Here is a 20,577-nt window from a genome sequence, read left to right as displayed (position 1 = left end):
GCTCAACCAAGCGCGAGGGTGTTGAATTGCAAGATGGGCAGCAGGATCGACAACACGATCACCGCCACCACGCCGCCGAGCAGCACGATGATGGCCGGCTCCAACAGGCTCATCGCGGCGGCGGTGAAGGTCTCGAATTCGCGCTCCAGGTAGTCAGCGGCACGCTCCAGCATCGGCGCCAGGCGTCCGCTGTTTTCGCCGCTGGAGGCCATGTACAGCAGCGTTGGCGGAAACACCCCCGCGCGCTTCATGGCCGCGGCCAGGCTGCCGCCTTCGCGGATCGCGGTGACCATGCCGTCGGTGGCCAGGCGTAACGCGCGGTTGTCCACGGTGCGTGCGGCAATCATCAGCCCCTCCATCAACGGCAAGCCGCTGTTGACCATGATGGCCAGGGTGCGCGCCATGCGCGCGGCGTGCAGATCGCGGAGCAACCGGCCCAGCAGTGGCGCACGCAGTAACGCGCGGTCCGCCGTCAGGCGCAGTGCCGGGCGTTTGAGCAGCTGCAACGCCGCAACCACCGCAATCACCAGCGCGATCAGCAGCGGGATACCGGCATGCAGCAGAAAATGCGACACGCCGATCACCGCGCGTGTCAGCCACGGCAGGGCACGGCCCATCGAATCGAACTGGTCCACCACCTTGGGCACCACGAAGGTCATCAGCACGATCACCACCGCACCGGCCGTCGCTGCCAGCGCCGCCGGATAGACCAATGCAGACTGCAACTTGCTGCGCACCTGTGCCTGGCGTTCGAGCAGATCGGCCAGTCGTTCCAGCACCTGCGGCAACGCACCCGCGCTTTCGCCGGCGGCCACCATCGCCCGATACAACGCAGGGAACGCCTTGCCCTGGCGTGCCATCGCATCGGACAGGCGGAATCCTTCGACCACCAATGCATGCGTCTGGCTGGTGACCCGACGCACGCCGCGGCGTTCGGACTGGGTGCCGATGGTGCGCAAGGCCTCTTCCAGCGGCGCGGTCTCCACCAGCGTGGCAAGCTGGCGGGTGAACAGCACCAGATCCTTGCCGCTGAAGCGCGCTGCGCGGCCGGCCGTGCTGCCGGCCGCGGCCGCAACTTCCAGGCGCACCGGCACCCATTGCCGCTGTTCCAGCAGCGCACGTGCGCCGTGCACGCTGTCGGCACTGATGACGCCGTGCCGGTTGCGCCCATGCAGATCGAGCACGGTGTAATCAAATTGCGGCATGCGCGTCGTCCTGTTGGCGGGTCACACGCAGCGCTTCTTCCAGCGTAGTCAGGCCTTGCAGCACGGCAGCGCGTGCGGCATCGCCCAGCCGCGGCGCGCGTGCGAAGGCCACAGCAGCCAGCGCGTCTTCGTCGGCGTTGTCGCCGATCAAACGGCGCATCGCATCGTCTACCGCAATCGCCTCGTAGATGCCCACGCGGCCGGCGTAGCCGCTGTGGTGGCAAGCGTTGCAGCCCATGGCGGTGTAGATCACTGCATCGGCCGGCGCATCCAGCAGTTGACGCGTGCCGGTATCGATCGAACGCTCGCTACGGCATTGCGGGCACAAGCGCCGCACCAGCCGCTGCGCCAGGATCAGTCGCAGACTGGAAGCCAGCAAGAACGGCTCGATCCCCATATCGCGCAACCGCGTGACCGCGCCCACCGCATCGTTGGTGTGCACGGTGGAGAGCACCAGATGGCCGGTGAGGCTGGCCTGCACCGCAATCTGCGCGGTCTCGGTATCGCGGATCTCGCCGATCATCACCACGTCCGGGTCCTGGCGCAGGATCGCGCGCAGGCCGGCGGCGAAGGTCATGCCGACACGTGCGTTGACCTGGGTCTGGCCGACGCCATCGATGGCGTATTCCACCGGATCTTCCACGGTGAGGATGTTGCGCGAGCCATCGTTGAGCAGGCGCAGCGCCGCGTACAAGGTCGTGGTCTTGCCCGAACCGGTGGGCCCGGTGACCAGCACGATGCCATTGGGCACCTGCAATGCGCGCTGCACGGTGTGCATCACCGCAGGTGGCATGCCCAGCTGCGCCAGCGACAGCGTGCCCTGCTCCTTATCAAGGATACGCAACACCACCCGCTCGCTGCCGCGCGTGGGCAACGTGGACACACGCACGTCCAGTGCCTTGGCCCCCATCACCAGCGACACGCGCCCATCCTGTGGGATGCGTTTTTCGGCGATATCCAGCCGCGCCATCACCTTGACGCGCGACACCAGCAGCGGTGCGATGCGTCCGGGCAGCGTGGCTGCCTCGCGCATCACGCCATCCACGCGCAGGCGCACGCGCAGGCGCGACTCGTAGGATTCCAGATGCACGTCGGATGCACCCAGCCGCGCGGCCTCGGCGATGATGCCGTTGATCAAACGAATGATCGGCGCATCGTCCTGGCTGTCGAGCAGATCGGCGGTGGGAATGTCGTCGATCAACGAATCCAGGCTGCCATGCAGATACAGCGCTTCCACCTGCACACCTTGCTCCAGCCCGGCATCGGCGTAGATCTCCGATACCTGCCGGTCGAACACTGGCGGCGCCAGCGTGCGCACCTGCAGTGGCATGCCCAACGCGCGGCGCAACTCGATCAGGGCCTGCACATCGCCACCTTCGCGCAAACCGATCTGCGCGGTGGTGTCGCTGCCAAGCAGCACTACGCCGTGACGCTTGGCGAATGCATAGGAAATGCTGGCGCGGGCGCTGCTCATGGCATCAACGCTGCACGGGACGTGCGCCGGGCGCAGGTATTGTTGCCGGTGCCGGCGCAACCGACGATGGACCGGCCGGCAGCTGCGGCGGCTGCGCACGCAAGTAGTCGCGCACCAGCGCATCCAGCGCCGCTTCCGGATCGCCATCGGCCAGCTGACGCTCGCGCAGGTAGTTGTAGCGTGGCGCGGTCATGCGCTGGGCATCGGCTGCATCGCGAATGACGGTGGGGCGAATGAACACCATCAGATTGGTCTTGTCGCGGTTGCGCGACTTGTGCCGGAACAACGCGCCCAGGCCGGGTACATCGCCAAGTAGCGGCACCTTCTCCACGGTCTGGCGGTCGTTCTGATCGAGCAGGCCGCCAAGCGCCACGATGGCACCGTTCTCCACCACCACGCGCGTTTCGATCTGGCGCTTGTTGAACACCAGCTCCGAGGATTGCGCGCTGACCGGCCCGGCAATGGCCGAGACTTCCTGCTTGATCGCCAGCGTGATGCCGCCGGCCGTGTTGATCTGCGGGCGCACTTCCAGCTCCACGCCCACGTCCTGGCGCTGGATGGTGCGGAATGGGTTGTCGTTGGCCGCACCGAGCACTTCGCCGGTGGTGATCGGCACTTCCTGGCCTACCAGGATGCGCGCCTGCTCGTTGTCCAGGGTCATGATCGAGGGCGTGGACAACAGGTTGGAGCCGGTGTCGCTCTTGACTGCGTCGATGATCATGCCGAACACCGCGTCGTTGCTTTGCCCGGCCAGGCCGATCAGGCCACCGCTCAGGCCCAGCAGCGATTGCGCAGCCACGTTGCGTGCCTGTTCCAGCACCGAATCGTCGTCGGCATTGCCGCTGCGCGTGCCAGCCGCCGCCGCAGCCAGCGGCACGATGCCCGGCGAGGCGCCGCTGTATTGCGTGGCGATCAGCGGCACCGTGCCGTTGCGGCCAGCCAGCAGCAGCTGCACACCCAGGCGCTTGGCGGCGGTGTCTGAGATCTCCACCACGATCGCTTCGACCAATACCTGCTCGCGATGCACATCCAGCTGCCGGATCACATCCATCAGGGCGCGCTGTGTTTCCGGGTCGGCATTGATGATCAACGCATTGGAGCCCGGGTAGCGCACGATCACCGGGCGCTTGCCTGCCGCCGGCGCGATCACCTGCGTCTGCGCCGCGCCGCTCGCCGCAGCCACGTCCATCGCAGTGGAACGTGTGTCCTGCCCGGCCTGCGCCTCGTTGCCGGGCGTCTGCCCGACCAGCTGCTGCAGCACCGGCAGCAATTGCTCGGCACTGGCGTGCTGCAGGCGCACCACGCTCACGTCGCCGCGGCGCTCGGCGCGCCCGTCCAGATCGACTGCGGTGCGTACCACGCGCTGCACCAGTGCGGGGTCGCCGCGCACGATCAAGGAATTGCTGCTTTCCACCGGTAACACCGACAACACATTGCTGCGCTCGCCGCCTTGCCCGAACAGCGAGGTCAGGGTGCGCGCCAGTTCCTGCGCCGAGCTGTTGCGCAGCGTCACCGTATCGATGGCCGCACGGTCGGTGTCGATCTGCGCCACCAACGTACGAATGCGTCGCAGGTTGTCGGCGTAGTCGGCAATCAACAGGCTGTTGCCTTGCGGCATCGCCATGATCACACCACCGCGCCCGATCAGCGGCTTGAGGATTTCTGCCGCGCTGCGTGCGTCCACGCGCTGCAGGGTGAAGACCTGCGTTGCAAATCCCAGGTTGCCGTTGGCGGCGCTACCCGGCTGCTGCGCGGCGGTGTCGTCGGGAATGATGCGATAGGTCGATGGCCCGCTGGACACCGCAATCAATCCATTGGCGCGCAACACGGCCAGCAGCATGCCCAGCAGATCGGCTTCGGACATCGCCTGCGCGCGCGCCACGTTGACCGAGCCCTGCACGCGCGTGTCCACGATGAAGGTAATGCCGGTGGCACGCGAGACGTCCTGGATGAAAGCGCGCAGGTCCACGTCCTGCAGGCGCACGGCCGGTGCATCGGCGGCATGCAACGCAGTCATCGGCACCGCGGGCAGCGCGAGCAACAACGTGGCCGAGAGCAGCCAGAGCGGGCGAACAGCAGTCATTGCGGGCGCTTCAAGGTCATGGTGTGGGTCTGGCCGTCGCGGCGGTAGGTCAGCGTGGCGCTCTGGCCATCGCGCAATTCGTCCTGCAGCTCGCGCAGATGTTCTGCATCGAGCGTGCGGCCGTTGATCTGGGTCAGCACATCGCCCGGCGCCAGACCGGCCTGACGCAGCAGTGCGCCATCGCCGCGCGGCATGATGGTGAAACCGCCACCATCGGCGCTGGCGCGCAAGCCGGCACTGGCGAGCAGCTGCTGCGCATCGACGGCGGTGGCTGCGCTCGCGCCTGCTGCCGTGGTGACATTCGATTGCACGGCTGCCGGAGCAACGGTCGGCGCGGTTGCGCTCGTTGCTGCAGGCCGGAGCGATGCACCCGCAGCAGATGCCTCGCCCAATGCAATGCGACGCACACTGGCGCCAGCGCGCAGCAGCACTTGATCGGCCGCGATCGCCTGCACCACCACGCCGGGCGCAACCGTGTCGCCGACGCGGTAGACGCCTTGCCGGCCATCGCTACCGCTGAGATAGGCGGCCGCCTGGGTGCCGCCAGCACGCACGCCATGCAGCACCATGCCATCGCGATTGGTGTCGGAGGCGCTGCGATGGAACACATCGCGACGCAATGCGGACACGTCGAGAGTAGTGACGCGACCGCGCTGCGCAGTGCCCAACGGCCCGATCGGCGTGAGCACCAGCCACAACAGGCGCACACCTTGCAGCACCAGCAACGCAACCACGCAACACGCCACCGCCGTGCGAACGCCTGGCGCCAGCAACAAGGAATTCAACGAGGGCCAGGCGCGCTGCAAAGCGGACATCCGTCTCAGGATTTCGATTGGATGACAGAATGCGGCTGCAATGTGTCAGTTCGAAGAAACCGATGACACAGACCGACACACGGCGCCATACGACTAAACGCAAACGCCCGCCATGCAACGCACAGCGGGCGCTTGCGACACTGGCAACTGCACCTCAGATCAGAAGCGCGCTGTCACACTGATGTCATAGCTGATGCCAGGCTGGTAGGTGTACAGGTCCACCCGGTTGCTCCCTACCTTCTGGTACTCCTGGTACTTGGTCTTGAGCAGGTTACGCGCGGCAAAATTCACCGACACCGTCTCGCCGGACCACGTCAGGCCCTGCTTGATCACCAGATCCAGCGAGGTGCCCGGCTTGTCGATGTAATCCGGCTGCCCGGGGCGACCACGCGCGGACACCCGCTTGCCCACGTAGTTGGCGATCAACGTCGCCTGGCTGAGCGTGCGCTCGCTTTCCACCCCGATCTGCAGGTTGGCGATGTCATCGGACTGGCCTTGCAATGCCGAACCATCGCGGATGAACAAGGTCGCCTGCACCGGTGCGCTGAAGCCGAACGGCTGCACCGTATCGCCATCGCTGGCACTTACCTCGGACGTGGTGCGGGTGTAATTGCCGGACACGAACATGCGTTTGTCGCCCCACCAGTCGGCAGCGATCGGCAACTCCAGATACTTCTTGGCCTCCAGCTCCACGCCGTACAGCGTCGCCTTGGGCGCATTGATGAAGCTCTGCACGATGCCGCCGCCGGGGGCGTCGTTGACGATGGCTTCGATCGGCTTGTCGATGTTCTTGTAGAACGCGCCGACGGTGACGTACTGGCCCGGTTCGAAGAACCATTCGTAGCGTGCGTCCAGATTGACCAGCTCGCTGTCGACCAAAAACGGGTTGCCGAAGAACTGGCGGTCGATGTCCGGGTCCAGATACTGCTGTGGCGCCATTTCGCGAAACTGCGGGCGTGCGATGGTCTTGGAAGCGCCAAAGCGCAGCTGCTGGTTCTCGGCAAAATTCCAGGTGACCGTGGCCGACGGCAGCGCATAGCTGTTGTGCAACGGTGCCACGCCGTCCTGGCGCGTGCCGCTGAAGATGTCGTATGGGTGCACCGCCTGGGTGGCGTCTTCGTAACGCACGCCCGCCGTGGCGCGCAGCGTCGGCACGATCTCGCCCTCTGCCTGCAGATACGCCGCCTTGACCTTCAAGGTCGCGTCGTAGGCAGCCGCACCGAAACTGCCGGTGGTTTCGCGCAGACGCAGCAGATCGTTGCTGAGGTTGTAATCGGAGAACAGATAATCCACGCGCTGGTACTGGTTCAGGAACGGCAGCGGCCCGTCCAGCGCCAGGAAACGGAATTCGCGGCTCCACGCGCTGCGGTCGTTGTCCAGATAGGCCAGCCCGCCCTTGACGGTGAGGTCGTGCTCCATCGGCAAGCGCCAGGTGACATCCACGCCACCGCTGGCCACCTTGTCGTCGACCTTGCTGAAACGCGTGTAGTTCTGCACGCGTGAGGCATCGTGCGCCCAGTAGCCGTCCAGCCGCTCGTAACGAATCCCGGTTTCGTAAGGCACATCGCGGCTGGCGTTGGCCACTGCAGCGCGCCATTCGATCTTCAGGTCGTCGTATTCGCCGAAGGCGTGCGTGCCGCGTAGTTGGTTGTTGATCAACTGCCGCGCGTACCACTCGGTGTTGTCGTCGCGCACGTCGAAACCTGCCAGTTCGTCGCGACCGGCGCGGCTGCGCGCCACCTTCAAGGTGTCGTGCACGTAGAGCGTGGTCCAGCCGATGGTATGCCGGCCATATTCCCACCCTAGCCCCAGCATGCCGTTGCTGCGCACGTTGTTGCGGGTGGTGGCGAAGTCGTAGTTGGAATTGAACTCGACGCTGTCGCCGACAAAGATGCCGTCCTGCTGCTTGCCGGTGCGCGTGCGCCATTCGTTGTCGTAGCTGGCCACCGCGATGATGCCCAGCTTGGCCTCGCCCACATCCATGCTGTAGCCGGCGGTGCCGCCGACATTGACGTCCGGAGCGATGCTGTCCTTTTCCTGCAGCACATACAGGTTGGCATCGTTCAAGCTGCGCCCGATGCGACGGATGTCCTCGCGCGAAAAGCTGCCCAGATCGACTCGGCGGCCGGTCCTGATCGCATCGCGCAAGGCGGTAGGCTGCTTGCGGATGCCATCATCAAAACCCCACTCGTCATCGTCGGAGCCGTAATAGGTCAGGCCTTTTTCGCCGGTGCTGACGCTGTTGGCCCCACCACCCACGGTCAACGACAGGAACGGCGTGTCGGGGATCTCCATCGATTGCAGATCGATCACGCCGCCGCCGAATTCGCCCGGATAATCGGCCGAATAGGTCTTTTGCACGGTCACGCTGGCCAGCACATCGCTGGGGAACAGGTCCAGCGGCACCACGCGCTGCATCGGCTCTGGGCTGGGCAGCGGCGAACCGTTGAACAACGCAGACGAATAGCGCTCGCCCAGACCGCGCACATACACATACTTGCCGCGCGACAGGCTCAGCCCGGTGACACGCGTCAGCGCCACCGCGGCGCTGCTGTCGCCGGTGCGCTCCATGTCTTCGCGCGTCACGAACGAGGCCACTTCGGAGGTTTGCAGCATCGGCTCGGGAATGTAGTCGCCACGCACCACGACCTGGTCGAGTTGCTTGGGCACACTGGTACTGGCCGCGCTGGACGTACTGCTGCCGGCGTCGGCGTCGCTGGTGGTCGACTGCGCCATGGCGGCGCCGGACATCAGCAAGGTGGAAATGGAAAGAGACAGGCCCGTCCGCGAGAGACGGGCAACAGCAGAGGTTCGCATCGTGGGAGCCCTGGCAACAGAAAGATGAAGCTGGACGCATCGCACGGCGACCGATGGCCGCCGTGCGATGCCATGCCTCAGCAGGGACGGTCGGCGGTCAGCCCGCAGGTCCAGCCCTGCCACCACGTATCGTTGGCATCGCGCACGCCACCGATGTAGTTCACCTGCTGGAAGAAGCTGCTCACCCCGTTCAGGCCCTGGAACGCCGGTACTGCCGATTCATTGGCGCCATTGACGAAGGTGTTCTGCAAGGTGGACACGCCGTTGGCGACATTGTTGGTGCCGGCTGCGAACTGGCTGGCCGCACGCGCGTCGCTGCCGAAGGCCGTCGGGCAGGCGAAGAACACCGAGTTGAAGGTGCCGAGCGTGTCGGTATCGGCCAGGTTGAAGCATACCAGGCCATCACCAGTGCCGCCGGCTGGGCGGGTGACCACCGAGTTGTAGAACGCGGCCTGGGTGCCCTGGTTGAGCATGATCGCCGCACCGGCGCGCGCGTTACCCACGTAGGTGAAGTTGGCCACTTTCGGGCGCGAATACGGCTGGCGACGCAGGCTGCTCCACTCGTTCATGCGGTCGCCACCACCGGCGCGCTGCACCACGATGCCGAACTGCAGTGCACCGCTCCAGCCAGCATCGGTATCCAGCGAATCGTCGTCGGCACCGGTGATGACCAGGTGGCTGCCGTTGACCGTCCCGCCGAACCATTCGATGCCGTCGTCGGAGCTGTTGTGGATCTGCACATAATCCAGCTTGGTGCCGCTTCCCACGCCCGCCAGGGTGATGCCCTGCAATTCGTTGTTGGGCGAAATTTCGAAGCCCGAATACATCACGCGCAGGTAGCGCATCGACCCGCTGTTGTCGGTAGCGTTGTTGCCGCCATAGAACGCGTTGGTCCCCTCGACCTGCGCCTGACATTCCGGCGTCCCCGACACCGTGGTGCCCGGGCAGTTGTTGATCGCCGCGCGCCCCAGCACCACGATGCCGCCCCACAGGCCGATGGTATTGGCACTGACCGTGCTCTCCAGCGCCTGACGTGCGGTGAAGACGATCGGCGCAGTCGCACTGCCTTCGGCAAAGATCTGCGAACCGCGATTGACCACGATGTAGTCGCTACCGGCCGACCCGAACAGGGTTACGCCCGGCTCGATGGTCAAGACACCCTGCGTGCTGCCGGCGGCCGGTGCGGTGGCGTTGCCGCCGCGGTCGGTGCCGACATTGACGCGGCCGCTGATCGAGTAAACGGTGCCCGCGCGCGCCGGCACCACCAGGTTGCCGTTGATGGTTTCCGGCAACTGGCAGGCGCGTAGCGTGTTGTTGGCGATGGTGCCGACGTTGGAAAAACCGCTCGGGCAATCGGCGGCCGGACCGCTCGGTGCGGGTGCCGGCGTTGGTGCAGGCGTGGGCGCCGGCGTCGGTGTGGGGGCCGGTGCCGGCGGGAATGCGCCTTCACCTGGCGAGGCGACACGGTCGGCTCCGCCACCACAGGCCGACAGCGCCAGTGCGGTACCAAAGGTCATGAGAAGTGTCTTGCTGCTGTTGCGAACGGCCATGCGGCTGATCTCCAGGTCAAAGGTCGGTATGAAGAGGAGTCGTCAAGAATTGGTGGCGTTCCGCGCACTGCAGTGGCGAGCACGTTCAAGATCCCCGTCACTTTTATAGAGGGCATCTGTTTCATTTGTCTTACCACGACACAATTGACATACGAATGCCACATGCCGACATGCACTGTAGAGCGATGACACACACCGATATCCCGACCCCGCTGGCCGACTGGATCGTGGCGCAAGCCGTGGCCGGCCATCCGCCCGAGCAAGCGCTACAGCCGCTACTGGATCAGGGCTGGAACGAACAGGACGCCATCGATGCGGTCGAGGCACTGGTCCGTGCCCACATCCGGCAACACGCGCAAGCGAACGACTTGCCGATGCCGGTGCGCGTGCCCGCGTTGCAACAAGACGCCGATGCCTCGCTGCTTGCGTTGGGCGACCGCGATGTGCGCGTGTTGGTCAGCCTGTTGCTGCCGCGCGTGGTGGTACTCGGCGGCTTTCTTTCCGACGAGGAATGCGATGCATTGATCGCCTTGGCCCGGCCGCATCTGGCGCGCTCGCGCACCGTGGACAATGCAAACGGAGAGCACGTGGTGCATGCCGCGCGCACCAGCGACAGCATGTGCCTGCGCCTTGGCCAGGATGCGCTGTGTCAACGTATCGAAGCGCGCATCGCGCGCCTGCTCGACTGGCCGGTCGATCACGGCGAAGGGTTGCAAGTGCTGCGCTACGCCACCGGTGCGGAATACCGGCCGCATTACGATTACTTCGATCCGGACGCAGCCGGCACCCCGGTGTTGGTGCAGGCCGGCGGGCAACGCGTCGCCTCGCTGGTGATGTACCTCAACACGCCAGAACGCGGCGGTGCGACGCGTTTTCCTGATGCGCATCTGGATGTCGCTGCGGTCAAGGGCAATGCAGTGTTTTTCAGCTACGACCGCCCGCACCCGATGACACGCAGCCTGCACGCCGGTGCGCCGGTATTGGCCGGCGACAAGTGGGTAGCCACCAAGTGGCTGCGCGAGCGCGCAGTGCGCATGCCCGGATAAGCACCGCAACACCGCGCCGGCGGGATCGACCCCGTCCGCCGCCAACGCGGAGCGACACGGCACCTGCATCGCCTGCGTGCTGCGGCTGTCGGATGCAGCGCCATTGGCTGTTGGCTGTTCCCCACGCCGCGAGCGGCACATCGCCAACACGCAGGCGGCCATCAGGCGTTGCAACACGATCACTTGCCGATCGTCCCCCAAGGCGGCAGCAGCGCGACGCGAATTGAATTTGTCAGAATATGTTATAACATGTCATTACTGACACGATTCCATTGGCCCGCAGGTATTGCCCGCTTCATGAAGATCCATCCCCTCGTGGCGACTGTCGCCGCTCTGCTGTTTGCTGCCGACGCACGCGCGCAGTCCTCCGATTCGGCGCTGACGCTCGGCAAGGTCGACGTCCATCAGCATCACGAAGGCCAGCTCAGTGCGCATCAGGTGCTGACGTCGGTGGATGTCCTGGGCGCCGACCAGATCGAGGACAAGAACGTGTCCTACAGCTGGGAATTGCTGGGGCAGATGCCAGGCATGCAGTTGACCGAAACCCGACAGGGCGCCGAATCGGGCAAGGTCAGCTTCCGCGCCTTCAACGGCGAGGGCTATCTCAATGCCATCAAGACCCTGATCGACGGCATTCCCAGCAACGTCAACAGCGGCAACCAGCGCTTCATCGACATGCTGTTTCCGCTGGAAATCAGCTACATCGAGGTGGTGCGTGGCACCAACGATCCGCGCTATGGGCTGCACAACATCGGCGGCAACATCAACTTCGGCACCCGCCAGGGCGGCAGTTACACCGATGCCCGCGTGGCCTACGGCAGTTACGCCAGCCGCGATGCGCAGATCGCGATAGGGCGCGAACGCGACGGATTCGCGCAGAACTACTTCATCGGCGCACAGGCGTCGGATGGCTATCGTGCGCACGATCGCTCCAGCAAGCATGTGCTGGGCGGCAAATGGTTCTACGGCAGTCTCGACGACGGCATGCGCATCGGCCTGACGGCACGCGCGTACCGCACCCAGGCCGACGAGCCGGGCTTCATGACCGCAGCAGAGTTGCAGGCGGACCGTCGCAGCTCGGACCGCCGCAACCGTAACGATGGCGACGACCGCGACATGCAGCAGCTCGGCGTGCATCTGGACCTGAAACTGACCGACACCCTGTTCCTGGGCAGCAAGCTTTACTACAACCGCTACGAGGACGACCGCCGGGTGACCTTCAGCGACCTGCCCACCGGCAATGCCCCGCGCCAGCGTCGGCGCTGGAACGAAACGCAGGTGGGCATGCTCAACACCCTGACCTGGCGCGCCAACGACCTGCTGACCTTGGAAGGCGGCATCAACTACGAACATCAGGACAATGCGTACCGGCGCGAACGCTTCAACTATGCCGAGCCCACCGACTTTGCCGCAGTGCCAGCGCGCATCCAGAACGACGACCGCTATACCTTCGACAATTGGGGCGCCTACGTACAGGCCATCTATCAGCCGGTCGAGGCCCTGAAGCTGGTGCCGGCCTATCGCGTGGACCGCTTCGACGGCGACACGCAGCTACCGGGTGCGGTGCGCGCACCGCTGCAGCGTTACGGCAGCATCGGGCAACCCAAACTCAGCGTGATCTACGCCCTGACGCCCAGCACCAACGTGTACGCCAACTGGGGCCGTACCTTCCAGGTGTTGACCGGCTCCACCGCCCCGGCCTATCTCACCCCAGGGCAAGCCGGCATCCGCCCTTCCACCAACACCGGCGTCGAGCTGGGTATGAAATTCAGCCCATTTGCAGGCAGCCAGGCGCGTATCGCCGTCTGGCAACAGGATGCGGAAAACGAGGTATCGAACATGCCGGCCACCGGCACCACCGTCACCTTGGGCAAGACGCGTCGCCGCGGCGTGGATGCGCAGATCAGCGCACAGCTGGGTGATCGCTGGACGCTCTGGGCATCGCATGCCTACCAGGATGCCAGGATCACGCGCGACGACCGTGCCGCCGCGCTTTCGCTGCAAGGCAACGAAGTCATCGCCACGCCCCGCTACATCAGCAACATCGGCGTGGATTACCGCGCGACCGAGGCGTTGCAACTGGGCCTGCAGGGACGCGCCCAGGGCAACTACTACCTGGAAGAGCGCAACGTGGCGGGCAAGTACGGCGGCTTTGCAACGCTCGACCTCACCGCGCGCTATACGATCAACCCGAACTGGAGCGTGGACGTGCAGGTCCGCAATGCCACCGGTCGCAAGTATGCCTACGTGTGGTACGACAGCTTCTTCTGGGCACAGGCGCAGCCCATGTTCTCGCCAGCGGCCGGACGGCAGCTGTATCTCGGGCTGAGAATGAAGCTGTAACGCCGCGGCAGCGGTGGCGAGGTGCGAACCACGGGTCCGCGACGCAGCGTAGCGGCTGCACAAGCCGTCATCGCCAAGCCGGCACGTGGCGCCCCGTCGCGGCGTCGGCACGCCGCTTGGCGCAAGCGGTCCTGGCGTACGATGCTTCAGATCGCTGCGGATATACGCTGCCAGGCTGATCAGGATCGCGTCGCCGCCTGGCTCCGTTTACGGCAGCGGGCAGGCGCCTGGCCTGCCGAGGCATCGTTCCGTCACCGTCGCCGCTGTCCAAACAGGCGCCGATCGATCCGCAACATCACACATCGCAACGGCGTCCATGCCAGACAGAGCCCGGCGAGAATGCCCAAGGTATCGGCCAATGCATCGTACGGGTCGGCGCTGCGATTGGTGGTCAGCGCGCCTTGCGCGATTTCGATGCCGATGCCCAGCAACACCAATCCGAACGCAGCCAACGCCAGCGCGCGCCGGGTCGCAAACAACTGCACCGCTCCCCAGCACAACAACGCGAACGTGATGAAGTGCTCGGCCTTGTCGCTGTTGGACGGCAACTCAGGAAACTCCGGCGGCGGCCCCAGGCACACGGCAATGACCACGACGATTGCGGCGATCCACACGCCCACCCACAACCGCGGCCGGTGAAACGGCCGGAGTGCCGAACTCACAACCGCCATGTGAGATCGCCGGACAGGAATGCCGGGGCAAAATCGACATCGCGCGAGAAGCCCATCACCTGGAAGCGCTCGCCCATCTCGCTGGGCAGCGTCAGCCGCTTGATCTGTTCGCGTAGACGCATGCGCCCCACTTCATCGGTGCGCGGATCGGCCTGCGCCAACAATGCGTCCAGCCCATTGCCGAGCAGGAAGCTTGCTTGCGTGCAATACCCGGCCAACTCGAAACCTGCGCCGGTGCCTGCCTCGGCCAACGCGGTGAAGTCCACCGATGCGGTCAGATCCTGCAGGCCCGGCCAACGGTAGAGATCTTCGTGCATGCGATGCCGGTAAAACGCGCGCAACGTGCCGTCCTCGCGCTGCGCACGATAGAACTCGCCGCGCGGGTAACCGTAGTCGACGAACAACATCGCGCCACGCTTCAAACCGCCGGCTACCGCCTGGATCCAGTACGGCAACTGCGGCAGCAACTCGGAGCGATAGCCATCGGCGAACGGCTGCTCCAGATAACGCTCCAGGTGACGCACGGCCGCGCTCAGCAACGCATCGGCCGGTTGCTCGCCGCGCGCGAATTGCTGCTGGGCATCCAGCACCACGGTTTCTTCATACACCTGCCCATCGCGCAGTGCGAAACGCGGCGTGGGCAAGGCGTCGATGACTTCGTTGGCAAACAGCACGCCATCCCAATCGTCCGGGAACGGCGCATCCAGCCATTCCACCAGATCGAACACCGGCGGAATCAGGCTGCGCCCCAACCGCTCGCGTTGACGTTCGCGCAGGTCGGCGCTGGGCTCCAGGATCGCGTAACGCTCGGGCAACGCGTCCAGTTCCAGCAGCCGCTTGAGCGTGACTTCGGCAAACGCGCCGCTGCCGCCGCCCACTTCCAGCACCCGCGCCTGCGGCCCGAGCTGTTGCAATACCGGCGCCAACGCGCCGGAGACGGTGGCCGCAAACAACGGCCCCAATTCCGGGGCGGTGACGAAATCGCCGGCCTCGCCGAACTTGCTGGCGCCGGCGCTGTAATAGCCCAGGCCAGGCGCATACAGCGCCAGCTCCATGAAGCGCGAGAACGGGATCGCACCGCCGGCGGCCTGGATTTCGGCGCGCACATGCGCAGCCAGCCGGTCGCTGTGGGCCAGCGCGTCCGGATCGGGTGTGGGAAGGTCGGCGTGCATGCGGGCACCGGTTGCGGGGACAATGCACAGGATAGCCGAGCCCTCCGCAACGCCGAGCGAGTACGCCATGACAGACAGTTCCAAGGTGGTGTTGATCACCGGTGCCGCCCGCCGCATCGGTGCGCAGATCGCCACCACGCTGCACGCTGCCGGCTACCGCGTTGCACTGCACGCACACCGTTCCGCCGAGGTGCTCGACGCACGCGTGGCCGAACTGTGCGCCCAGCGTGCCGGCAGCGCACAGGCCTTGCACGCCGATCTGCGGATGCCCGACGCGCCTGTGCAGTTGGTGGCCGACTGCGTCGCCGCGTTTGGTCGCCTGGATGGGGTGGTCAACAACGCCTCGGCGTTCTACTCCACCGCCATTGGCGAGGCCACTGCAGCGCAATGGGACGAGTTGTTTGCGGTCAATGCACGCGCGCCGTTCTTCATCGCGCAAGCGGCCGCCGCACAGTTGCGCCAGCGCCGCGGGGCCATCGTCAACCTCACCGATCTGCACGCGCAGGCGCCGATGCGCAACCACCCGCTGTACGGCGCCTCCAAGAGCGCGCTGGAAATGCTGACCCGTTCGCTGGCGCTGGAACTGGCGCCGCACGTGCGTGTCAACGCGGTCGCGCCTGGCGCCATCCTGTGGCCGGAAGAAGGCAAGTCCGCCGATGCCAAGCAGGCGTTGCTCGCGCGTACGCCGCTGGCGCGCATCGGCACGCCGGAGGAAATTGCCGAAGCGGTGCGCTGGTTGCTGGACGAGGCCAGCTTCGTCACCGGCCATACCCTGCACGTCGATGGCGGCCGCCAGCTCAGTTGAACGACGCTTCCGGGGCCTGCGCACTTTCGCTGCAAAGGGACGCCCCCCGTGTCATGCACGTGCGCCCGGTTGCCACCTCGCCGAATGCGACATTGCCAGACGGTTGCACACGTCCGTGCGCTCAACCGCGCTGCCAGAACAGCACTATTGCGTGACGCTCAACTGCGGCGCAGCCGCATCCAGCTCCACCGTGGCAAACGCGCTGCCGTACTGCGGGTGCGCCTGCCACAGGGCTGCCAACGCCTGCCCGCTCAGCGGGTCGACGAAGTCCGGCGCGATGTCGGCCAGCGGTTTGAGCACGAATGCGTGCTTCAGCTCGGGCCGCGGGATGCGCAGATGCCCGGGGCCTTCGACGATACGGTCGCCAAAGAACACCACGTCCAGATCCAGGGTGCGGTCGCTGAAACGCGGGCCGCTGCGATCGCGCCCATGCGCATCTTCCAGTGCATGCAGCCAGTGATCCAGCGCGTCCAGCTCCAGATCGGTCTGCAAGACCACCGCGTTGTTGACGAAGTCCGGCCCTTCGAAGCCCACCGCAGGCGTGCGGTACGCGGGTGACACGACGATCTGGCCAAAGCGCGCGCGCAGGGCGACGACAGCCAGGCGCAGGTAGTGGGTCGGCTGGACGTTGCTGCCGAGGCTGAGAAGCACGGTGGTCATACGTTATTCGCGCATGCGGCCGGCACGGACGTCAACTGTTGCAATCGCGTTGCACCCATCGACGCATGCGCCGGGTGCGCGCAAACGTGGTGTCAGGCCACTTCCAGCGCATGCGAAACGGCGCGGAACACCCGGCGCATTTCCAGCGGCTTGCGCAGCACATGCACCGGCAGATCCGACGGGAAATGCGCACGCTGCAACGGCGCACCGACATCTTCCAGCACGATCGCCGGGCCCTGGTACCCCAGCTCCTGCATGCTCAGCAGCACGCTCACGGCCGAGAGCAGGATGATGTCGCTGTCGATGATCACCAGGTCCGGCATCGCGTGCTGCTGCACCAGCTGCAGCGCCGCGGCGCCATCGCTGGCCAGCTGCGGCTGATAGCCCTGGCTGGAGAGCGCATTGCCCAGCAGCGATAGGCGCGTTGCCTCGCCATCCACCAGCAAAATGCGCTGCCCATGGCCAAGCGGAAGCGGCAGTTCGGCTTCGGTCACCGCCGCCGACACCGCACGCATCGGCACGATCATGTCAAAGCGCGTCCCTTCGCCCAGCCGGCTATCGACCACGATGCTGCCACCATAGCTTTCGATGATGCGCTTGCACGAAATCAGTCCCAACCCGGTGCCATCGGCCTTGGTGGTGAAGAAAGGACTGAACAGGCGCGCGCGGGTTTCACCGCTCATGCCCACGCCGGTGTCGGCCACGCTCATGCGCACGCGCGAGGCATCGTAGCGATCGGCTGCCAGGATCAGTCTGCCGCCCTCGGGCATCGCCTGGATCGCGTTCAAGCCGAGGTTGAGCAGGCATTGCTGCAATTCGGTGTAGTTGGCCTCGATGGTCAGATCCGCAGCGATGGTGTCCATCTGCAGGCGTACCCCATCGGGCAGGCTGCTCTTGAGCAGCATCTGCACGGCCTGGAACAGGTTGGCGATGGACACCTGCTCGCGTGGCTTGTTGGAACCACGCACGAACGACAGCATCGACTCGGCCATCTCATGCCCGCGCCGGCCGCATTCGGCCACCACGTTGGCCAGCTGACGCAGCTGCGGGTCGTCGGTGCGCCCGGCCAGCAGGTCAGGCACGATCAACAACGGTTGCAGGATATTGCGCAGGTCGTGGCTCAGACCGGCCGCCAGCATCGCCAGGCTTTCCAGGCGCTGCGCGCGCATCAGTTCGCTTTCTACGCGCTGGCGTTCCAGATCCGCGCGTGCTTCGCGGATCGCGCGGATCACCGCGCTCGGCAAACGCGTCGGGTTGTGCTTGATGATGTAGTCGTTGGCACCATCCTGCAGCGCCTTGACCGCGGTCTCCTCACCCATGGTGCCGGAGACGAAGATGAAGGGCGTGGCGCCGTTTTGGCGCACCAGGCGCAGCGCCTGGTGGCCGGAAAAGCCCGGCATGCTCAGGTCCGACAGCACGATGTCCGGCTGGAAGTCATCCAGCGCGGCGCGCAGCGACGGCTCGCTGTCCACGCGCTCGAATGCCGCATCCAGTCCGGCCTCGAGCAACTGATCGGACAACAGCTCGGCGTCTTCCGGTGAATCTTCCACCAGAAGGATCTTCAGCTGCTCCAGGTTGCCCCCCTCATGCGGCATGGTTCAGTCCAGCTCCGGTGCCTGGTTGATGACCGCCCAGAAGGTACCGAGCGTCTTGACCGCGTTGAAGAACTGATCCACGTCCACCGGCTTGACCACATAGGCATTCACGCCCAGGTCCCAGCTGCGGGCCAGATCGCTTTCTTCGCGCGAGGACGACAGGATCACCACCGGCAGGCGCTTGAGCGTTTCGTCGCTGCGCACCTGCTTGAGCACTTCCAGCCCGTCCAGGCGCGGCATCTTGATGTCCAGCAGCAGCACGGCCGGCAGGCCTTCCTCGCGGTCGGCGAACATGCCACGGCGCAACAGGTAGTCCATGGCTTCCACGCCGTCTTCGACGTGCACGATGGGATTGGCAAGGCGGGCTTCGCGCAAGGCGTCGACCGCCATCTCCGCATCGGCCGGGCTGTCTTCTGCCAGAAGAATGGTACGGATGGCGGTCATGCAATGAACTCTTGGTTGGGCGCTTCAAGCGCAGGAGGTAACACGAAATAAAACGTGGCGCCCTCGTCGACGACGCCTTCGGCCCACACCCGGCCGCCGTGACGCGTCAACACGCGCCGCACGCTGGCCAGGCCGATGCCGGTACCAGCGTATTCGCTGGCCTTGTGCAAACGTTGGAACACACCGAACAATTTTCCGCTGTATTCCATATCGAAACCGGCGCCGTTGTCGCGCACGCTGAACTGGTGGCCGCCGTCGGACATCGGCGTATAGCTGACCTCGATTTTGGCCACCTCGCGCTTGGCGCTGTACTTGACCGCATTGCCGAGCAGGTTCATCCACAGCTGGCGCATCATGTTTTCGTCGGCAACCAGTACCGGCAGCGGCGCGATATGCCATTCCACCCGGTGGCCGGTGTTCTCGCTCTGCACGTTGGAATCCAGGATCGCACGCGTTTCGGCCACCAGCGATTGCATGTCCACCGCCTGCAGGCGCAGCGCACCGCGGCCCAGGCGCGAATACACCAGCAGATCGTCGATCAGCGAGGCCATGCGCCGCGCCGAGCTGCTGATCACCTCCATGTAATGGCGCGACTTCTCGTCGGCCGCATCGCCCAGATGGCGCGCCAACTTGTCGGAGAATCCGGCCACGTGCCGCAGCGGTGCGCGCAGATCGTGCGAGACCGAGTAGCTGAAGGCTTCCAGCTCGCGATTGACTTCCGAGACCTGCTCCACCTTGCCTTCCATCTGCCGGTTGAGCTCCTGGATACGCAACTGCGCGGCCTTCTGCAGGCTGATGTCGCTCACCGTCATCAGCACCACGTCTTCGTCGGTGCTGTCGGGCAGCGGCATGCGGCGTGCATTGATCAACATGGTGCGCAGCACGCCGTCGGCGGCGCGCTGCTCGTGTTCGAAATCCCACAACTCGCGTCCACGCAACAACACGTCCGCCAGCCGTTGATGGATCTGCGCATCGCGCCAGACGCCATCGCCCACCTCTTCCAGCGGCATCAATTCGTTGCCGCGCTCTTCCAGGCCATACAGGTCGGCGAAGGCCGGGTTATGCAGCACGATGCGCTGGCTGGCATCCAGCAGCACGATCGGCTCGCGCACGGTTTGCAGCACCGAGCTGGCGCGCCCGTTGGCGCGCAGGTATTCCTGCTCGGCCGCCAGCCGGCGGCGGATCTGCCGCTGCAGCAGCCAGGTCACCGTGCCCAGCAACAGCAACTGCACCGCCAGCGCCGCCCAGCTCAGCACCGCGTAATGCATGCGCTCGGTTGCGGCGCGCGCATTGCGCAGCGCCAGCAACCGGCCTTCGGCGCTCTGCAGGTCGTCGATCAGCACACGGATCGGGTTGTTCAGGGTCATGTCGTTGATCAGCGCGCGTATCTGCTCCGGCGCAGTGGTCACCGCAATGCGCTCGGCCAACAGCAGACGCCGTTCGATGGTGCTCTGGATGCGCCCCATGCGTACTTGCTGGGCGGGGTTGTCCTTGGTCAGTTCGATCAGTCGCTGCACGGCGGCCAGCGATTCGCGCCGGCCGCGGCGCATACGCTCGTTCAGCGCCTCGCGCTCCACGCCATGCGAGCGCATCAGCGCCGCCGATTCGGTATCGCGCATCGCCGCCTCCAGGCGCTGCGCGGTCTCCTGCACTTCCTGGCTATGCGACACCCAGGACGCGGCCTGGTTGGCGTTGCGGGCCATCTGCTGCAGCAACAAGGAGGGCACCACCACAATCAGGAACACGGCGGCCGCCAACAGAGGCAGGCGCCAGCGATCCCACTTGTCTGCTTGGACCGTTGTTTGCATTGCTGGACCGAATTGCACTCGCTGCAGGGCCAAGGGCTGACCGGCATTGTCTCCGATCACGCAGCTTGCCAGATTAATGATTCAGAGAA

General features: G+C 65.5%; 15 protein-coding genes. 3 read left to right on the top strand and 12 right to left on the bottom strand.

The genetic code is table 11. From position 1 onward, the window contains the following. Positions 1-2: 2 nt before the first annotated feature. The 6 genes from gspF to HLH45_RS08335 form a co-directional block, all read right to left on the bottom strand. Positions 3-1,205 (bottom strand): type II secretion system inner membrane protein GspF, encoded by a 1,203-nt coding sequence (gene gspF, locus HLH45_RS08360; protein ID WP_046932238.1) that lies wholly within the window; start codon positions 1,203-1,205, stop codon positions 3-5. After that, on the bottom strand, positions 1,192-2,739 hold the full coding sequence (gene gspE / locus HLH45_RS08355; protein ID WP_046935158.1) for a type II secretion system ATPase GspE: 1,548 nt from the start codon (positions 2,737-2,739) through the stop codon (positions 1,192-1,194). The genes gspF and gspE overlap by 14 nt, the downstream gene beginning before the upstream one ends. Further along, positions 2,684-4,762 (bottom strand): type II secretion system secretin GspD, encoded by a 2,079-nt coding sequence (gene gspD / locus HLH45_RS08350; RefSeq protein ID WP_008572137.1) that lies wholly within the window; start codon positions 4,760-4,762, stop codon positions 2,684-2,686. Before gspD ends, gspE begins: the two co-directional genes overlap by 56 nt. After that, complete coding sequence (locus HLH45_RS08345; protein ID WP_008572136.1) at positions 4,759-5,577, bottom strand: type II secretion system protein N; 819 nt, start codon at positions 5,575-5,577, stop codon at positions 4,759-4,761. The genes gspD and HLH45_RS08345 overlap by 4 nt, the downstream gene beginning before the upstream one ends. Before the next feature lie 159 nt (positions 5,578-5,736). Beyond that, a complete protein-coding gene (locus HLH45_RS08340) occupies positions 5,737-8,394 on the bottom strand; it encodes a TonB-dependent receptor domain-containing protein (RefSeq protein ID WP_033478623.1) in 2,658 nt (885 codons plus the stop codon). A 77-nt stretch (positions 8,395-8,471) separates the two neighbouring features. Beyond that, positions 8,472-9,944, bottom strand: a complete 1,473-nt coding sequence (locus tag HLH45_RS08335; RefSeq protein WP_011346363.1) for a beta-helix domain-containing protein — start codon at positions 9,942-9,944, stop codon at positions 8,472-8,474. Between the two features lie 185 nt (positions 9,945-10,129). Between HLH45_RS08335 and HLH45_RS08330 the strand changes: the two genes are divergently transcribed. After that, on the top strand, positions 10,130-10,990 hold the full coding sequence (locus tag HLH45_RS08330) for a 2OG-Fe(II) oxygenase (protein ID WP_008572131.1): 861 nt from the start codon (positions 10,130-10,132) through the stop codon (positions 10,988-10,990). Positions 10,991-11,287: 297 nt separating this feature from the next. Beyond that, positions 11,288-13,333 (top strand): TonB-dependent receptor, encoded by a 2,046-nt coding sequence (locus tag HLH45_RS08325; RefSeq protein WP_008572129.1) that lies wholly within the window; start codon positions 11,288-11,290, stop codon positions 13,331-13,333. Between the two features lie 251 nt (positions 13,334-13,584). Here HLH45_RS08325 and HLH45_RS08320 read toward each other — a convergent pair whose 3' ends face one another. Both HLH45_RS08320 and HLH45_RS08315 read right to left on the bottom strand, forming a co-directional pair. Further along, positions 13,585-14,004 (bottom strand): VanZ family protein, encoded by a 420-nt coding sequence (locus HLH45_RS08320; protein ID WP_008572126.1) that lies wholly within the window; start codon positions 14,002-14,004, stop codon positions 13,585-13,587. Continuing rightward, complete coding sequence (locus tag HLH45_RS08315; protein WP_008572125.1) at positions 13,992-15,245, bottom strand: class I SAM-dependent methyltransferase; 1,254 nt, start codon at positions 15,243-15,245, stop codon at positions 13,992-13,994. Before HLH45_RS08315 ends, HLH45_RS08320 begins: the two co-directional genes overlap by 13 nt. Between HLH45_RS08315 and HLH45_RS08310 the strand changes: the two genes are divergently transcribed. Continuing rightward, the gene (locus HLH45_RS08310) at positions 15,244-15,981 is read left to right on the top strand and encodes a pteridine reductase (protein WP_008577850.1); all 738 of its coding nucleotides are present in this window, start codon (positions 15,244-15,246) and stop codon (positions 15,979-15,981) included. The genes HLH45_RS08315 and HLH45_RS08310 overlap by 2 nt on opposite strands. A 144-nt stretch (positions 15,982-16,125) precedes the next feature. On the opposite strand, the gene folK is transcribed toward HLH45_RS08310, so the two are convergent. From folK to HLH45_RS08290, 4 genes are all read right to left on the bottom strand, one after another. Continuing rightward, positions 16,126-16,641, bottom strand: a complete 516-nt coding sequence (gene folK / locus HLH45_RS08305; protein WP_008572120.1) for a 2-amino-4-hydroxy-6-hydroxymethyldihydropteridine diphosphokinase — start codon at positions 16,639-16,641, stop codon at positions 16,126-16,128. 92 nt (positions 16,642-16,733) lie between these two features. Continuing rightward, positions 16,734-18,236 (bottom strand): ATP-binding response regulator, encoded by a 1,503-nt coding sequence (locus HLH45_RS08300; protein WP_008572118.1) that lies wholly within the window; start codon positions 18,234-18,236, stop codon positions 16,734-16,736. A 3-nt stretch (positions 18,237-18,239) separates the two neighbouring features. Beyond that, positions 18,240-18,680 carry a response regulator gene (locus HLH45_RS08295; RefSeq protein ID WP_003482689.1) on the bottom strand — a complete coding sequence of 147 codons (441 nt, stop codon included), beginning with the start codon at positions 18,678-18,680 and terminating at the stop codon, positions 18,240-18,242. Next, positions 18,677-20,488 carry a sensor histidine kinase gene (locus tag HLH45_RS08290; protein ID WP_008572116.1) on the bottom strand — a complete coding sequence of 604 codons (1,812 nt, stop codon included), beginning with the start codon at positions 20,486-20,488 and terminating at the stop codon, positions 18,677-18,679. Before HLH45_RS08290 ends, HLH45_RS08295 begins: the two co-directional genes overlap by 4 nt. Positions 20,489-20,577: the final 89 nt, after the last annotated feature.

The sequence above is a fragment of the Xanthomonas euvesicatoria genome (assembly GCF_013112235.1).
Taxonomy (GTDB): Bacteria; Pseudomonadota; Gammaproteobacteria; order Xanthomonadales; family Xanthomonadaceae; genus Xanthomonas; species Xanthomonas euvesicatoria.
The sequence above is the reverse complement of the archived record's forward strand: the minus strand, read 5'-3'. Positions and strand labels throughout refer to the sequence as shown.